Annotated in this window: 16 protein-coding genes and 1 other RNA gene; 5 read left to right on the top strand and 12 right to left on the bottom strand. The window is 50.0% G+C overall.

Annotated features, from left to right (window positions below; translation table 11 throughout):
* Positions 1-241: 241 nt before the first annotated feature.
* A complete protein-coding gene (gene yihA / locus ACTHR7_RS09840; RefSeq protein WP_440370738.1) occupies positions 242-883 on the bottom strand; it encodes a ribosome biogenesis GTP-binding protein YihA/YsxC in 642 nt (213 codons plus the stop codon).
* Between the two features lie 215 nt (positions 884-1,098).
* Between yihA and ACTHR7_RS09835 the strand changes: the two genes are divergently transcribed.
* The 4 genes from ACTHR7_RS09835 (at position 1,099) to tsaD (ending at position 6,290) form a co-directional block, all read left to right on the top strand.
* Positions 1,099-1,722: a c-type cytochrome gene (locus tag ACTHR7_RS09835; protein WP_003684518.1), complete on the top strand. Its 624-nt coding sequence runs from the start codon at positions 1,099-1,101 to the stop codon at positions 1,720-1,722.
* A gap of 265 nt (positions 1,723-1,987) precedes the next feature.
* Positions 1,988-3,940 carry a cytochrome c biogenesis protein ResB gene (locus ACTHR7_RS09830; protein ID WP_440370739.1) on the top strand — a complete coding sequence of 651 codons (1,953 nt, stop codon included), beginning with the start codon at positions 1,988-1,990 and terminating at the stop codon, positions 3,938-3,940.
* Positions 3,933-5,120, top strand: coding sequence for a c-type cytochrome biogenesis protein CcsB (gene ccsB, locus ACTHR7_RS09825; protein WP_107867846.1), 1,188 nt, complete (start codon positions 3,933-3,935; stop codon positions 5,118-5,120). Before ACTHR7_RS09830 ends, ccsB begins: the two co-directional genes overlap by 8 nt.
* Positions 5,121-5,219: 99 nt before the next feature.
* Positions 5,220-6,290, top strand: a complete 1,071-nt coding sequence (tsaD, locus tag ACTHR7_RS09820) for a tRNA (adenosine(37)-N6)-threonylcarbamoyltransferase complex transferase subunit TsaD (protein ID WP_107867845.1) — start codon at positions 5,220-5,222, stop codon at positions 6,288-6,290.
* A 120-nt stretch (positions 6,291-6,410) separates the two neighbouring features.
* On the opposite strand, the gene ACTHR7_RS09815 is transcribed toward tsaD, so the two are convergent.
* Positions 6,411-6,875, bottom strand: a complete 465-nt coding sequence (locus tag ACTHR7_RS09815) for an Lrp/AsnC family transcriptional regulator (RefSeq protein WP_107867844.1) — start codon at positions 6,873-6,875, stop codon at positions 6,411-6,413.
* A gap of 144 nt (positions 6,876-7,019) precedes the next feature.
* Here ACTHR7_RS09815 and rarD point away from each other — a divergent pair, with 144 nt between their 5' ends.
* Entirely contained in the window at positions 7,020-7,922 is a 903-nt protein-coding gene (gene rarD, locus ACTHR7_RS09810) for an EamA family transporter RarD (protein ID WP_107867843.1), read from the top strand.
* Between the two features lie 93 nt (positions 7,923-8,015).
* Here the strand turns inward: rarD and murU are convergent, their stop codons facing one another.
* The 10 genes from murU to ACTHR7_RS09760 all read right to left on the bottom strand — a co-directional run bounded on the left by murU (position 8,016) and on the right by ACTHR7_RS09760 (position 13,588).
* Positions 8,016-8,711: an N-acetylmuramate alpha-1-phosphate uridylyltransferase MurU gene (gene murU / locus ACTHR7_RS09805; RefSeq protein WP_070645347.1), complete on the bottom strand. Its 696-nt coding sequence runs from the start codon at positions 8,709-8,711 to the stop codon at positions 8,016-8,018.
* Between the two features lie 82 nt (positions 8,712-8,793).
* Positions 8,794-9,297, bottom strand: a complete 504-nt coding sequence (hpaC, locus tag ACTHR7_RS09800; RefSeq protein ID WP_107867842.1) for a 4-hydroxyphenylacetate 3-monooxygenase, reductase component — start codon at positions 9,295-9,297, stop codon at positions 8,794-8,796.
* Between the two features lie 10 nt (positions 9,298-9,307).
* The gene (gene hpaR, locus ACTHR7_RS09795) at positions 9,308-9,745 is read right to left on the bottom strand and encodes a homoprotocatechuate degradation operon regulator HpaR (protein WP_003681518.1); all 438 of its coding nucleotides are present in this window, start codon (positions 9,743-9,745) and stop codon (positions 9,308-9,310) included.
* Positions 9,746-10,088: 343 nt separating this feature from the next.
* A complete protein-coding gene (locus ACTHR7_RS09790) occupies positions 10,089-10,595 on the bottom strand; it encodes a protein disulfide oxidoreductase (protein ID WP_070460484.1) in 507 nt (168 codons plus the stop codon).
* A gap of 87 nt (positions 10,596-10,682) precedes the next feature.
* Positions 10,683-11,075: a 30S ribosomal protein S9 gene (gene rpsI, locus ACTHR7_RS09785; RefSeq protein WP_003681515.1), complete on the bottom strand. Its 393-nt coding sequence runs from the start codon at positions 11,073-11,075 to the stop codon at positions 10,683-10,685.
* Between the two features lie 12 nt (positions 11,076-11,087).
* Complete coding sequence (rplM, locus tag ACTHR7_RS09780; protein WP_003684605.1) at positions 11,088-11,519, bottom strand: 50S ribosomal protein L13; 432 nt, start codon at positions 11,517-11,519, stop codon at positions 11,088-11,090.
* A gap of 178 nt (positions 11,520-11,697) precedes the next feature.
* Positions 11,698-11,878: non-coding RNA, 6S RNA (gene ssrS, locus ACTHR7_RS09775), on the bottom strand.
* Between the two features lie 14 nt (positions 11,879-11,892).
* Positions 11,893-12,189, bottom strand: coding sequence for a cell division protein ZapA (locus ACTHR7_RS09770; protein WP_070460483.1), 297 nt, complete (start codon positions 12,187-12,189; stop codon positions 11,893-11,895).
* 11 nt (positions 12,190-12,200) lie between these two features.
* Positions 12,201-12,524 carry a hypothetical protein gene (locus ACTHR7_RS09765; RefSeq protein ID WP_440370737.1) on the bottom strand — a complete coding sequence of 108 codons (324 nt, stop codon included), beginning with the start codon at positions 12,522-12,524 and terminating at the stop codon, positions 12,201-12,203.
* Between the two features lie 74 nt (positions 12,525-12,598).
* Complete coding sequence (locus ACTHR7_RS09760) at positions 12,599-13,588, bottom strand: NAD(P)H-dependent glycerol-3-phosphate dehydrogenase (protein ID WP_440370736.1); 990 nt, start codon at positions 13,586-13,588, stop codon at positions 12,599-12,601.
* Positions 13,589-13,612 lie beyond the last annotated feature (24 nt).

The following is a 13,612-nucleotide window of genomic DNA, read 5'->3' as shown; positions in this document are numbered from 1 at the left end:
TATTGAAAGCCGCCAACAGGCTAAGTGTGCCTGTTGCCGCCTAAAAGGCGGCCCGGATGCCTGATTATCGGGTATCCGGGGAGGATTAAGGGGGGATTTGAGTAGAATCAGTGGATATTTGAAATAAAAACAGCCGAAATCCTGTTTTGGGCTTCGGCTGTTGAGGAAAGGGCTATTTTGCAAAGGTCTCGGAATAAGATTTGCGGTTGGTCAACTCATCTCATTCCACCTTGTTTTACAATCACTCAGGCAATGCTTCGCCTGCAAGATTCTCGATTTCTTCGCGATGCGCGTCAAACCATGAGCCGACCACTTGATTGACTTCGTCCATGCCTTGTTTTTTCAGGCTGGAGAACAGTTGAACGCTGATTTTTTGACGCTCGGTGTAGGGCTTGAGTGATTTTTTTACCGTCGCTAAAGTTTTAATCTGGTCGTTTTTAGACAGCTTGTCTGCTTTTGACAGCAGGATATGCACAGGGCGGCCGGTGATATGGAAAAAGTCCAGCATTTGAATGTCTAAAGCTTTGAGCGGATGGCGCGAGTCCATAATCAAAATCAGGCCGATCAGTTGGCGGCGTTGTTGCAGGTAGTCGCCCAAGAGTTTGACCCAGTGCGCACGGATGGCCTCCGGTACTTGCGCGTAGCCGTAGCCGGGCAAGTCGACCATGAAATTGCCGTTTTCCAGTTCAAAGAAATTGATGTGTTGGGTGCGGCCCGGTGTTTTGGAAACGTAGGCAAGGCGCACATGATTGGTTAAGGTATTGATGGCGCTGGATTTGCCGGCATTGCTTCGGCCGACAAAGGCAATCTCGGCCGGCGTGTCGGGCAGGTCTTTCAGATGGTTGACCGTTGTAAAGAATTTGGCATTTTGAAAAAGGTTCATCAGTATTTCCTTGCATGGAAACAAAACTGCAACATCATAATTTGTATCGGGCATTTATGTTGCAGCAGTTTGGTAATTTGAGTAGTAATTTAATGTAAACTTGGTATAGAATAGCACGTTTATAGAATTATCGGTTTTAATCGGGAAAATTCCCCGGTATTTGAGTATAAAAAAGGCATTGACGCGGTACGCAATGCTGTAATCAGGAGCACTCCATGAAACGATTGACTTTATTGGCCTTGGTATTGGCTGCCGGTGCGGTTTCCGCTGCCCCTAAAGCAGATGCTGAAAAAGGCAAACAGGTAGCGACTACTATCTGTGCGGCGTGTCACGCAGCCGATGGTAACAGCGGTATCGCAACTTATCCTAAACTGGCAGGTCAGGCTGCGGCCTACACCTACGGTCAAACCATGGCCATCAAAGACGGTACCCGTACCCACGGTGCTGCCGGCGTGATGAAACCGATGGTGATGAACTTGTCCGAACAAGACATCCGCGACGCTGCCGCCTACTACGCTAAACAACAAGGCAAACCGGGCGAAGCCAATCCTAAAGAAAACCCAGAGCTGGGCGCGAAAATCTATCGCGGCGGCCTGAGCGCTAAAAAACTGCCGGCATGTATGTCTTGCCACGGTCCTAGCGGCGCAGGTATCCCTGGCGGCGGTACTGAAATCCAAGCCTATCCTCGTCTGGGCGGCCAACACAAGGCTTACGTTGTCGAGCAAATGAAAGCTTACCAATCCGGCCAACGCAAAAACGCCATCATGGCCGATATTGCCAACCGCCTGAGCGAAGAAGAGTTGAACGCAGTAGCCAACTTCATCCAAGGTTTGCACTAATTTCGTTTTGAAACGAGCTTATTGATACAGGCCGTCTGAAAACCCTTCAGACGGCCTTAGCCAATATATGCTGATAAGCCTGATTGGTTTTTTCAAATAGCGACAGTAAGATTTTGACTACAATATGCAGTATTCTTCCTTTCGCATCATAACGTCCATCGCAGCCCGATTGATTGGGTTGTTCAAAGCCGACAGTTGAAACATGAGTAAATCTTCATCATCCGTCCCACTCATCCGCAGACCGTGGTTTGCCTTTTTCAGCTCCATGCGTTTTGCCGTCGCCCTGCTCAGCCTGTTGGGTGTAGCCTCGATTATCGGTACGGTTTTGCAGCAAAACCAGCCACAAGTCGATTATTTGGTGAAATTCGGCCCGTTTTGGTCGCAGATTTTCGGCTTTTTGGGCCTGTACGACGTGTACGCCTCGGCGTGGTTCGTTATCATCATGATGTTTTTGGTGATTTCCACCGGATTGTGCCTGATTCGCAATGTTCCGCCGTTTTTGCGCGAGATTCGTTCGTTCCGTGAAAACGCGAAGGAAAAATCGCTGGCGGCAATGCGCCATTCCATCGTTTTAGACGGACAGGTGACGCCTGAAGTTGCGCAACGTTATTTGGAAGTACAAGGCTACGGCTGCAAAACCGTTACGCGTGAAGACGGTTCGGTTTTGGTGGCGGCGAAAAAAGGCGCGATGAACAAATGGGGCTATATCTTTGCCCATGCCGCGCTGATTGTGATTTGTTTGGGCGGTTTGATAGACAGCAATATCCTGCTGAAAATCGGTATGCTCACCGGCCAAGTCGTGCCGGACAATACGGCGGTTTACGCCAAAGACTTTAAGCCCGAAAGCGTGTTGGGTACGTCTAATTTGTCGTTTAGGGGCAATGTCAATATTTCGGAAGGTCAGAGTGCGGACGTGGTATTTCTGAATGCGGATAACGGCATGCTCGTGCAAGACTTGCCGTTTTCGGTCAAATTGAAGAAATTCCATATTGATTTTTACGATACCGGTATGCCGCGCGATTTCGCCAGCGACTTGGAAGTCACGGACAAGGCAACCGGTAAAGTCAGCGAACACACCATCCGCGTCAACCATCCTTTGACGTTGCACGGTATCACGGTTTATCAGGCAAGTTTTGCCGACGGCGGCTCTGACTTGACTTTTAAAGCGTGGAATCTGGCTGATGCCGACCGTACGCCGGTCAAACTCAAAGCAACTTCTATGCGCGAGTTTCCGCTGGATTTGGGTAAGACCTCTTATAAACTGGAATTCGACCAGTTTACTTCGATGAACGTCGAAGACATGAGCGAGCCGTCTGAAAAAGAGCAAAACTTAAAATCCGCCATCAACGATGTTCGCTCCGTCCGTCAAGAAGGCAAAAAATACACCAATATCGGCCCGTCTATCGTTTACCGCATCCGCGACAAAGCAGGGCAGGCGGTCGAATATAAAAACTATATGTTGCCGCTGAAACAAGATGAAGACTATTTCTTCATTACCGGCACACGCAGCGGCTTGGCGCAGCAATACCGCTGGTTGCGCATTCCAATGGATAAAAACGGCCAAATCGATACCTTTATGGCTTTGCGCCAATATCTGAAAGACGATGCGGCACGCCGTAAAACCGTTGCCAACGCCGTTAAAGGCGCACCCGCCGAAATCCGCGAGCAATTCATGGCGGCAGCGGAAAACACTTTGTCGATTTTTGCCAAAGGCGGCTATTTGGCTTTGGACGAATTTGTTACCACCAATATTCCGAAAGAGCAGCAGGAAAAAATGCAGGGCTATTTCTACGAGATGCTCTATGGCGTGATGAATGCCGCTTTGGAAGACACGATCAGTACATACAACCTGCCGGCTTGGCCGCAAGACGAAAAGCGCAACCGCTTCCTGCTGCATGCAATGGACGCGTACACCGGTTTGACCGAGTATCCTGCGCCGATGCTGTTGCAACTGGAAAGTTTTGCCGAAGTGCGCTCTTCCGGCCTGCAGATGACCCGTTCGCCGGGTGCATTCCTGGTGTATTTGGGTTCGGTATTGCTGGTGTTGGGTACGGTGTTTATGTTCTATATTCGTGAAAAACGGGCTTGGCTGCTGTTTTCAGACGGCCGTATCCGTTTTGCCATGTCTTCCAGCCGCAACGAACGCGACTTGCAGAAAGAATTTCCGCAACACACACGGCAATTGCAGCAGCTTGCCAAGGATTTGAACCATGAATAACAAACATCAGGCCTTGCCCGAGCATGAGCTTCTGACACACAAATCATTTATCCGAAACCTCAACTTTTTCGACTGGGCATTCGCGCTGCTGATTGCAGTCGGTGCGTTTATTGCCCAAACCCAGGCTGGTCTGCATATGGACATCTACGAAATGGTAATTTTGTGGGTGAGTGCCGGTATTGCCGTTTTTCTGGGTTGGTTTTTCAAACCGATGCGCTGGTTTATCCCTTTGGGCGTGTGCTTGGCGTATTTGGCCGTTGATTTGTATGGCGGCGACATCAAACGCGCAGACGGTTTCCTGCTCAAATACCTGTTAAGCAGCCAGTCGGCGATTATGTGGCAATGCGCGTTTGTGTTCTTTGCCTTGTTTGCCTATATCGTCGGCGCGATAGCGGCGGTGCGCAAAAATGTGCCGTCCAATACGCTTTTGGGCATGGGTACCGTGTTTGCATGGGTTTCCGCGATGGCGGGCATTGTCGGTTTGCTGGTGCGCTGGCATGAAAGCTATCTGCTGCGTCCCGATGCCGGCCATATTCCGGTCTCCAACCTTTACGAAGTATTCATCTTGTTCTTGGTTATTACGGCGCTGATGTACCTCTATTACGAAGGTCGTTTTGCCGTACAAAAACTGGGCGGCTTCGTGTTCAGCTTTATGGCGATTGTGGTCGGATTTGTCTTGTGGTACAGCGTTTCACGCGAGGCGCATACCATCCAGCCGCTGATTCCTGCTTTGCAGTCTTGGTGGATGAAAATCCACGTTCCGGCCAACTTTATCGGCTACGGCGCATTCTGTATCGCCGCCATGTTGGGTATTGCCGAACTGCTGGCACTCAGAAAAGAAGATGCAGGCAAAAAATCATGGCTGCCGCACTCGCAAGTCATTGAAGAAGTGATGTACAAAGCGATTGCCGTCGGTTTCCTGTTCTTCACGATTGCCACCATTCTCGGCGCATTGTGGGCGGCTGACGCGTGGGGCCGCTATTGGAGCTGGGACCCGAAAGAAACTTGGGCATTCATCGTTTGGCTGAATTACGCGGTCTGGTTGCATTTGCGGCTGGTGGCAGGCTGGCGCGGCAAAGTGTTGGCTTGGTGGGCGGTCATCGGCCTGGTCATTACCGCCTTTGCCTTTATCGGCGTGAATATGTTCTTGAGCGGCCTGCACTCTTACGGCACTTTGTAAACCGCTTATTCCGCACTTTATTTCAGACGGCCTTTTTCCGTTTTCGGAGAAAACGCCGTCTGAATCGTTTTTAATCATTTTTTCAGACGGCCTCAAACCATGTTGGTATTAGGAATTGAATCATCTTGCGACGAAACCGGCGTTGCGCTCTACGATACCGAGCGCGGCCTGTTGGCGCATCATTTGCACACACAGATGGCGATGCACGCCGAATACGGCGGAGTTGTCCCCGAATTGGCCAGCCGCGACCATATCCGCCGTGTCGTGCCGTTGACGCAAGGTTGCTTGAAGGAGGCCGGCGTTGGTTATGCCGACATCGACGCGGTTGCCTTTACGCAAGGCCCGGGCTTGGGCGGCGCATTGCTGGCCGGTTCAGGTTTTGCCAACGCCTTAGCATTTGCCATCGGCAAGCCCGTTATCCCAGTTCACCATCTTGAAGGCCATTTGCTCTCACCTTTGTTGGCAGACAATAAACCTGAATTTCCATTTGTCGCTTTGCTGGTATCGGGCGGACATACGCAATTTATGGCCGTACGCGGTATCGGTGATTACACTTTGCTGGGCGAGAGTGTGGATGATGCGGCAGGTGAGGCGTTCGACAAAACGGCCAAGCTTTTAGGTTTGCCTTATCCCGGCGGTGCCAAATTATCCGAGCTGGCCAAACTCGGCACGCCTGATGCTTTCACATTCCCACGCCCCATGCTCCATTCGCACGATTTGCAGATGAGCTTTTCCGGTTTGAAAACCGCCGTTTTGACCGCTGTCGAAAAAGTCCGTGCCGAAACTGGCAGCGATGAAATTCCGGAACAAACACGCAACGACATTTGCCGCGCTTTCCAAGATGCGGTGGTTGACGTATTGGCGGCCAAAGCCAAAAAAGCGTTGTTGGATACCGGCTTCAGAACTTTGGTGGTTGCCGGCGGTGTGGGTGCAAACTGGAAACTGCGTGATGAATTTTCGCGCTTAACCGTCAAAATGCCGTCTGAAAAAGGCAAACCCAAACCGCAGGCAGAAAAAATCAACGTCTATTTCCCACCGATGGCATACTGTACCGACAACGGTGCAATGATTGCCTTTGCCGGCGCGATGCGTCTTGCCGAGCGTCAGGCTGTCGGCGCATTCAATGTCAAACCGCGCTGGCCGCTGTCGGATATTGTGAAGCAGGGTTGATGTATTAGACTGCTTCGATGCAATGAAAGGCCGTCTGAAAACCTGAAGATATGGTTTTCAGACGGCCTTTAACTAAATGGATTTATGTTGTGAAGTCTCTTTGTAAATAAAGAAGAGCAGTTATCCCGGAATTTCGATTTTAGTTTCCGTTTTGGCGAAATTCATTACAAATTGGCTTTTGAAATTGCGCACCCTGTTGACGGACGTAAGCACGCGGCGCGTGAAGGCGTGATAGGCAGGCATATCGGTGCAATGCACCAACAGCAAGAAATCATAATTGCCGGAAATTTCATAACATCCGACAACTTGCGGATCGCGCTGCATACTGCGTTCAAATGCCTCTTGCACATCGTGGTACTGGCGTTCGAGGTCAACTTGGACAAAGACGCTGATGTTCAAGCCGACTGCCTGTGGCGAGACGATGGCGGCTTGGCGGATGATGACGCCTTGTTCGGTCAGGTTTTTGATGCGCCGCTGGCAAGTGGCAATCGATGAATGCACTTGTGCGGCCAATTCTTTCAGCGGAATGTCCGCGCGTGTTTGGAGAATGTTGAGGATATTGCGGTCGAGTTTGTCCAGTTCCATTTCAGACGGCCTTTGAATGTAATATTTTTTGATTTTTTAATCATAATAGGAAAATTATCTTTGTTATATAAAAAAATATGAGAAATTTTTTCACACATTTTCTTTACAATATCAATATTGATTTATCTAGGAAGGCCGTCTGAAATGACGAATTTATCCAAAGGTTTGCTGGCGGCCATAACGTCCAATGTGTTGTTTGCCATGCTGTTTTTGTACGGCGTATGGATGCAGCCGATGAGCGGCACGGAAATTTTTGCGTGGCGTATGGTGGCGATGCTGTCGGCTTTATGCGTGCTGATGACGATGGTCAACGGTTGGCAGGCGGCGGCGCGGTTTGCGAACAATATCGGCCGCGATTGGAAGCGGTGGCTGTTGATTGTATTGCCGACGCCGATATTTGCCAGCCAGTTGTGGCTGTTTGTCTGGGGGCCGGTCAACGGCGAAGGGGTAAACATCGCCATGGGTTATTTCCTGTTTCCTTTGGCGATGATGCTGGGTGGACGGATTTGGTTTAAAGAGCGTTTAAACCGATTGCAGATGGTTGCCGTTGCGTTGGCATGTGCAGGCGTAGCATGTGAATTGGTACGGTCGGGTGCGTTTTCGTGGACGACTGTATGGGTGTTCGGTACTTATCCGTTTTATTATCTGCCGCGCCGAAAACTCGGCGTGCCTTCTTTAATCGGTCTGACTTTTGATTTGATGATGATTACGCCATTTGCGTTGGCGTATATTGTGCTGGCAACGGATACACCCGCGATGATTGCGGCCAAACCAGTTTTAATTTTCTTTATTGTGTTGCTAGGCTTCAATAGCGCAATATCTATGCACTTGAATTTGAAGGCGAGTCAGTTGTTGCAGGTTGCGGTGTTCGGTATGTTGAGCTATTTGGAACCTGTATTGCTTTTTATCGTGTCGATTGTGTGGTTGGGCGAGCCGGTAGAAAAAGGCGCATTGATCGGCTATGGCCTGATTTGGTCGGGATTGTGCGTGATGATTGTCAATGGCTTGTTGGGAATGAAGAAAGAAAAGAAATTGGCTAAAGCTTGATGATAGATTGAGGCCGTCTGAAAAATGGGTTGACCAATATTTTCAGACGGCCTTTGATATTGAAAGGGACGTATCGGATACGCCCCTTTTGTTTTACCAGCTTTGGGCGACACGGTCGGCTTCTTGCAGGCGTTCGACTGTGCCGACGTCCAACCAAAGGCCGTTGTGGTGTTCGCCGCTGATTTGGCTTTGGCTCATGGCTTGACGCAACAGAGGGGCAAGTTTGGCAGCCTGATGCGCCGGGGTATCTTTGAAAAGTGCGGGATGATAAACGCCCACGCCGCTGAAAGTCAGGGCTTGGCCGTCTGCAGATGAGGCGGATACCAGGCCGTCTGAAAGCAGGCCGAAGTCGCCTTCGGGATGGTGTGGTGGATTGTCCACCAGCCATAAATGGGCGAGAAGGTTGTGTTCCTGCATACGCTGGGCAGCCAGTCGTGCAGCTTGGAAATCAATGTCAGTCAACACATCGCCATTGACGACCAAAAACGGCTCGTCGCCCAAAAGAGGCAGGGCAGTGGCAATGCCACCGGCGGTTTCCAGGCCTCCGGCGAGTTCTGGAGAATAGGCAATGCGCACGCCGTAGTCCGAACCGTCTTTCAAGGTATCTTCGATTTGTTGGCCAAGCCAGGCATGGTTGATGACGATTTCAGTGAAACCGGCCTGTTGCAGGCGGCGCAAGTGCCAACCGATAAGCGGCGTGCCTGCTACTTCGAGTAAGGGTTTGGGTGTGTGGTCGGTCAAGGGGCGCATGCGTTCGCCGCGACCGGCGGCCAGTATCATTGCTTTCATGAGGGTGCCTATAATGTATGAGCCAGAAAAGGTCTCAGGCCGTCTGAAAAATGAAACCGATGTTTCAGACGGCCTGAGACCTTTATTTATCCAAATATTTGAATTGCCTACGAAAATACAGCAATGCCGGTGCTTGTGTGTCGGTATTGCGGATTTCGTTGATCTGAACGAAAAAGACGTAATGCGTGCCGATTTCGCGTTGATCGACAATGCTGCCGTGCAGGTGCGCCAGCGCGCCTTCTACCTCGAGCTGTCCGGTTTGTCCCCTGTGCCAAATATGGTATTCGAAGCGTTCTTCGGGCGATAGGTCGGTCAGTCCGGCAAAGTGTTCGGCGACATCCTGCTGGCTGTCGTTGAGTGTGTTGATGCACAAATCACGGTTGCCTTGCAGGATGGGAATGATGGCGGATTGGCGGTTGATGCACAGCATGACCGTCGGCGGCTCGTCGGTAACGGCAGTTACGGCAGTCATGGTAATGCCATAGCGTCCCGCTTCGCCGTCTGTCGTGATGACGTGTACGCCGGCGGCACAGGAGGCCATGGCATCTCGAAATGGTCTCTTGAGTGTGTGTGTTGAGTCTGTCATCCGGCTTTCTTTATTTTAATGCCTGTTCGATTTTAGCCAGCTCTGCCAAGAGTTCTTTGAGTTGTGCCATTTTTTCTTTGGATAGAACTTTTTCAATCGCATCGTAGCGTTCGTCAACCAATGCGCCGGTGGATTCATAGAGTTTCTCGCCTTCGGGCGTCAGTTTAAGGTAAACGCGGCGTTGGTCGTTGGAAGGCTTCAGGCGCACGGCCAAACCTGCTTTTTCCAAGCGGGTCAGAATGCCGGTCAGGCTGGGGCGAAGGATGCAGGCCTGATTGGCCAAATCTTGAAAGTCGAGTGTGCCGTTTTCCGCTAAGAGCCGGATGATACGCCATTGCTGGTCAGTAATATTGGCTTGGTTCAGAATAGGGCGGAATTGGGTCATCAATGCTTCCCGTGCCTGAATTAGACCGATATTGATAGATGCATGTTTAGATTGGTTGGGCATTACTAAGTCTCCGGTGTTATCAAAAATCAAACCGTTGAAGCGTGAGGTAGATTGATAAAGGCGAATATTGCTGTTTTTTTAATGCTGCCGTCGGCAGCCGGGTTTATGGGAACAAAAGCATCACTGCCACAATATTAGATGAGAATCTCTAACAGTTTGTTTTGATAATAATGTTTCCAATTGTTCTTATGGTTATATCTTAGTCTATTTTCTTTATAATCTCAACAAAATGATATGTTATTGGGAAAGCGATAGTTTATTTATTTATGAAATTGAATTGTTTGAATGTATTCAGGTGAAATTATTCTTTAGATTTCCTATTTTTAGTGGATTTTCAATGAATTTAGCTGAAGATATTTGCCAAGTAAATTCTGATTTTTAATCCGATATAACTGGAAAGTCCGGATGTGTGATGAATCATTTTGCCATCTTTTAATATGATAATGGTTGGTGTGACGGCTATGTTCCATTTTTGAGCCATCAGGCCGTCTGAATCGTTGAAGTTTGGAAAGGATAGATTGTTTTGTTGCATATGGTGGGCAATGTCCGCGTCACTTCCGGAGCGCAAGGCTACGCCCAATGTTGGGATATTGTCTTGGTGCAGTTTTTCTATGGTTGATGATGTGTATGAACAAATACGACACCAGCTGCCCCAAAAATAAACGACGGCAACCCGATTTTGGCTGAAGGATTGGAGGGAAGTGGTTTGACCATTGGTTAAAGTCAGTGTTTGTGCTGCCGACTGCAAAGGTTGGTCAGGCTTGCGCACCCAGTCGACAATCAGGGATAAGAAGATGAAGAGAATCACAGCCTGAAGCAATGATTTGGCGTAGTGGAGCAGGGTTTTCATCATATATTGCGGGGATATTGGATTATTGTTTGATAAATGAAAAAAGCCTTGCAAAGCAAGGCTTTTTGATTCGATTCTGAAAACGTATTAACGTTTGGAGAATTGTTTTGCGCGACGTGCTTTGCGCAAACCAGGTTTTTTACGTTCAACTTCACGAGCATCGCGAGTAACGAAGCCTGCTTGAGACAGGGCTGGTTTCAGAGCTGCATCGAAGTCGATCAGTGCACGGGTGATGCCGTGACGGATGGCGCCGGATTGACCAGTTTCGCCACCACCGGTTACGTTAACTTTGATGTCGAAAGATTCGGCATTTTCAGTCAAAACCAGAGGTTGACGTACAACCATGCGGCTGGTTTCACGTGCGAAAAATTCGTCAACGGGGCGGCCGTTTACGATGATTTGGCCGGTACCTTTAGTCAAGAATACACGAGCCACTGAACTTTTGCGGCGGCCTGTGCCGTAGTAGTATTTACCGTTCATGTCGTGTCCTTATTATTTCAGTTCCAAAACTTTAGGTTGTTGTGCAGCGTGGCCGTGTTCGGCGCCGGCGTACACTTTCAGTTTTTTGATCATGGCGTAGCCCAGAGGACCTTTAGGCAACATGCCTTTTACGGCTTGTTCCAAAGCGCGGCCAGGGAATTGCTCTTGCATTTCACGGAAAGTACGCTCGTAGATGCCGCCTGGGAAACCAGAGTGACGGAAGTATTTTTTGTCTTCGAATTTAGCACCGGTCACGCGCAGTTTGTCTGCGTTGATGACGATGATGTAGTCGCCGGTATCAACGTGAGGGGTGTATTCGGGTTTGTGTTTGCCGCGCAGACGGTGTGCGACTTCGGCTGCGACACGACCCAGAACTTTGTCTTCTGCGTCAATGACGAACCATTCGCGCTTCACCTCGTGGGGTTTTGCAGAGAAGGTTTTCATGGTTGGAATCCAGATATATATAGAAAGTTATGGATTTTAAAGAGGAGATTGGTTTTTGTCAATCTTAATCGAACGTGTTTGATGCATGAATATGCGGTTTTTTCAGACGGCCGGAAATCTTTACGAAAGTCTTTACTTGGAAAGGGAAAAGCCACACCTGTCGGTATGGCTTTTTTAGGGAATCCCCACGAGTGCCGTTTAGGCTGAATCCGCTTGAACCTTGCTGACAAGGCGGTCACCTCGGGTAGTTTCGGGTGCGTCCGATAAACGGACACTCGCGCCCACTACAGCTCCCGGCAACCTAAAGCGAACGTATTGGTTCAAAGGAATGTATGCCTTCGCGAACACCGCAGGGAAAAGGGGAAAATCAGTTTTACTCCAAGCGCGCCAGTGCTTTTTGGCACGCGTTGTTCATGTCGGTTATTCTACGCTCAAATTCACCGATTGCCAAATCGTCGTTGAGGGTGGCTTTCAAGAGGTCGTGTACAACGTTGAGGGCTGCCATGACGACGATTTTGTCCGTGCCGACGATGCGGCCACTTTCTTTAATCGCATCGCTTTTTTTGTTTAGCATTTCAACGGCTTGCAGGAGGGTGGCTTTTTCTTCACTCGGCGTGTTGATGGTGAAGTTGACATTCATGATGTCGAGATTGACTTGTTCGATACTCACGGGGCGTCCTTTTATTGTTGTGTTTCTTGGGGCAATCGGGCAATGAGGCTGCGGATTTGGTCTGCACTTTGGGCCAGCGCGTTGCGGTAGTTTTCTTTTTCGGCAGTCAGGTTGTCAATTTTGCTTTGCAGGTCTTCTTTGAGTTTGCCGACTTGAATCAGCAAGGCTTCGCTGAGTTCGTCAATGGCTGCGTCGTGTTGGCGTTTTTGTTGCTCTTGCTCGAGTTTGAGTCTGTCGATTTCTTCGTTGAGGCGGCGGTTTTCTGAAACCAGTGTTTCAAATTTTTGGACAAGTTGGTAAACGTTGATTTCCAGATTGTTCAGTGATTGGTTCATGTGTTTCCCTTCAGACGGCCTTATGGCCGTCATATTGTGCGTCAGGCCGTCTGAATGGCAGACGGCGCGACAGTTTATTCGAAGCGCGCGCTTCGTTCCATCAGGCGTTCAACGACTTGCAGCGGGGTCATTTCTTTGCGGATGAGTTGCAGCAGGGTTTGAGTGATGGGCATATCGATTTGGTATTTGGCGGCGGTGTTGAAGACTTCTTCAATGGTGCTGACGCCTTCGGAAACGTGGCCGATTTCGACAAGCACTTGATGCAACTCTTTGCCTTCTGCGAGGCCGAGGCCGACGCGGCGGTTGCGCGAGAGTGCGCCGGTACAGGTCAGGATAAGGTCGCCGATGCCTGCCAAGCCCATCATGGTTTTGGGTTGCGCGCCCATGGCGATGGCAAGGCGGGTGATTTCGGCAAGACCGCGTGTTACTAAGGCTGCGCGTGCATTGAGGCCGTATTCGAGGCCGTCTGAAAGGCCGGTGGCAATTGCCATGACGTTTTTAACGGCACCGCCCACAGCGACGCCGATGACGTCGGTGCTGCCGTACAGGCGCATTACGTTGGTGTTCAGTTGGGCAGTGGTTTCTTCCACCCAGTCTTTGTTTTCGGAAGCAAGCACGATGGCGCAAGGCAGTTGGGCTGCAAGTTCTTGGGCAAAGCTCGGACCTGAGAGAACACCGATTTTTTTATTGTTAGGCAGGACTTCTTTCAGTACTTGGAAAGTCAGAAGGCCGGTATCTTGTTCAAAACCTTTGCAGGCGGCGAGAACGGGAATATCGGCGGCGTTATGCTGTTTGAGCAGCTCGGCGCTGCTTCTGAGGCCGGCTACGGAGGTAACGATCAGGGCAAGTTGGCTGTCTTTCAGCGCTTCGCTCAAATCGGCGTGAACAGTCAGGGACTCAGGGAAAGGGAAGCCGGGCAGGCCGCGTTTGTTTTCGCGATCTGCTTGCAGGATGCGGATTTGGTCGGGATTGCGTGTCCAAAGGGCAACTTCATTGTTGTGGTGCGCAAAGTGCAACGCGAGAGCTGTACCCCACGAACCTGCGCCGATGACGGTAATTTTCATGTTTCTCTTCCATATGGGAACGGG

The organism is Neisseria sp. P0007.S010, from assembly GCF_051962875.1.
Classification (GTDB): Bacteria; Pseudomonadota; Gammaproteobacteria; order Burkholderiales; family Neisseriaceae; genus Neisseria; species Neisseria subflava_A.
The sequence above is the reverse complement of the archived record's forward strand: the minus strand, read 5'-3'. Positions and strand labels throughout refer to the sequence as shown.

Excerpts from the sequence above, each read along its gene's own strand:
- yihA (WP_440370738.1), bottom strand. The coding sequence starts at position 883 with ATGAACCTTTTTCAAAATGCCAAATTCTTTACAACGGTCAACCATCTG.
- ACTHR7_RS09835 (WP_003684518.1), top strand. The coding sequence starts at position 1,099 with ATGAAACGATTGACTTTATTGGCCTTGGTATTGGCTGCCGGTGCGGTT.
- ACTHR7_RS09830 (WP_440370739.1), top strand. The coding sequence starts at position 1,988 with ATGCGTTTTGCCGTCGCCCTGCTCAGCCTGTTGGGTGTAGCCTCGATT.
- ccsB (WP_107867846.1), top strand. The coding sequence starts at position 3,933 with ATGAATAACAAACATCAGGCCTTGCCCGAGCATGAGCTTCTGACACAC.
- tsaD (WP_107867845.1), top strand. The coding sequence starts at position 5,220 with ATGTTGGTATTAGGAATTGAATCATCTTGCGACGAAACCGGCGTTGCG.
- ACTHR7_RS09815 (WP_107867844.1), bottom strand. The coding sequence starts at position 6,875 with ATGGAACTGGACAAACTCGACCGCAATATCCTCAACATTCTCCAAACA.
- rarD (WP_107867843.1), top strand. The coding sequence starts at position 7,020 with ATGACGAATTTATCCAAAGGTTTGCTGGCGGCCATAACGTCCAATGTG.
- murU (WP_070645347.1), bottom strand. The coding sequence starts at position 8,711 with ATGAAAGCAATGATACTGGCCGCCGGTCGCGGCGAACGCATGCGCCCC.
- hpaC (WP_107867842.1), bottom strand. The coding sequence starts at position 9,297 with ATGACAGACTCAACACACACACTCAAGAGACCATTTCGAGATGCCATG.
- hpaR (WP_003681518.1), bottom strand. The coding sequence starts at position 9,745 with ATGCCCAACCAATCTAAACATGCATCTATCAATATCGGTCTAATTCAG.
- ACTHR7_RS09790 (WP_070460484.1), bottom strand. The coding sequence starts at position 10,595 with ATGAAAACCCTGCTCCACTACGCCAAATCATTGCTTCAGGCTGTGATT.
- rpsI (WP_003681515.1), bottom strand. The coding sequence starts at position 11,075 with ATGAACGGTAAATACTACTACGGCACAGGCCGCCGCAAAAGTTCAGTG.
- rplM (WP_003684605.1), bottom strand. The coding sequence starts at position 11,519 with ATGAAAACCTTCTCTGCAAAACCCCACGAGGTGAAGCGCGAATGGTTC.
- ACTHR7_RS09765 (WP_440370737.1), bottom strand. The coding sequence starts at position 12,524 with ATGAACCAATCACTGAACAATCTGGAAATCAACGTTTACCAACTTGTC.
- ACTHR7_RS09760 (WP_440370736.1), bottom strand. The coding sequence starts at position 13,588 with ATGAAAATTACCGTCATCGGCGCAGGTTCGTGGGGTACAGCTCTCGCG.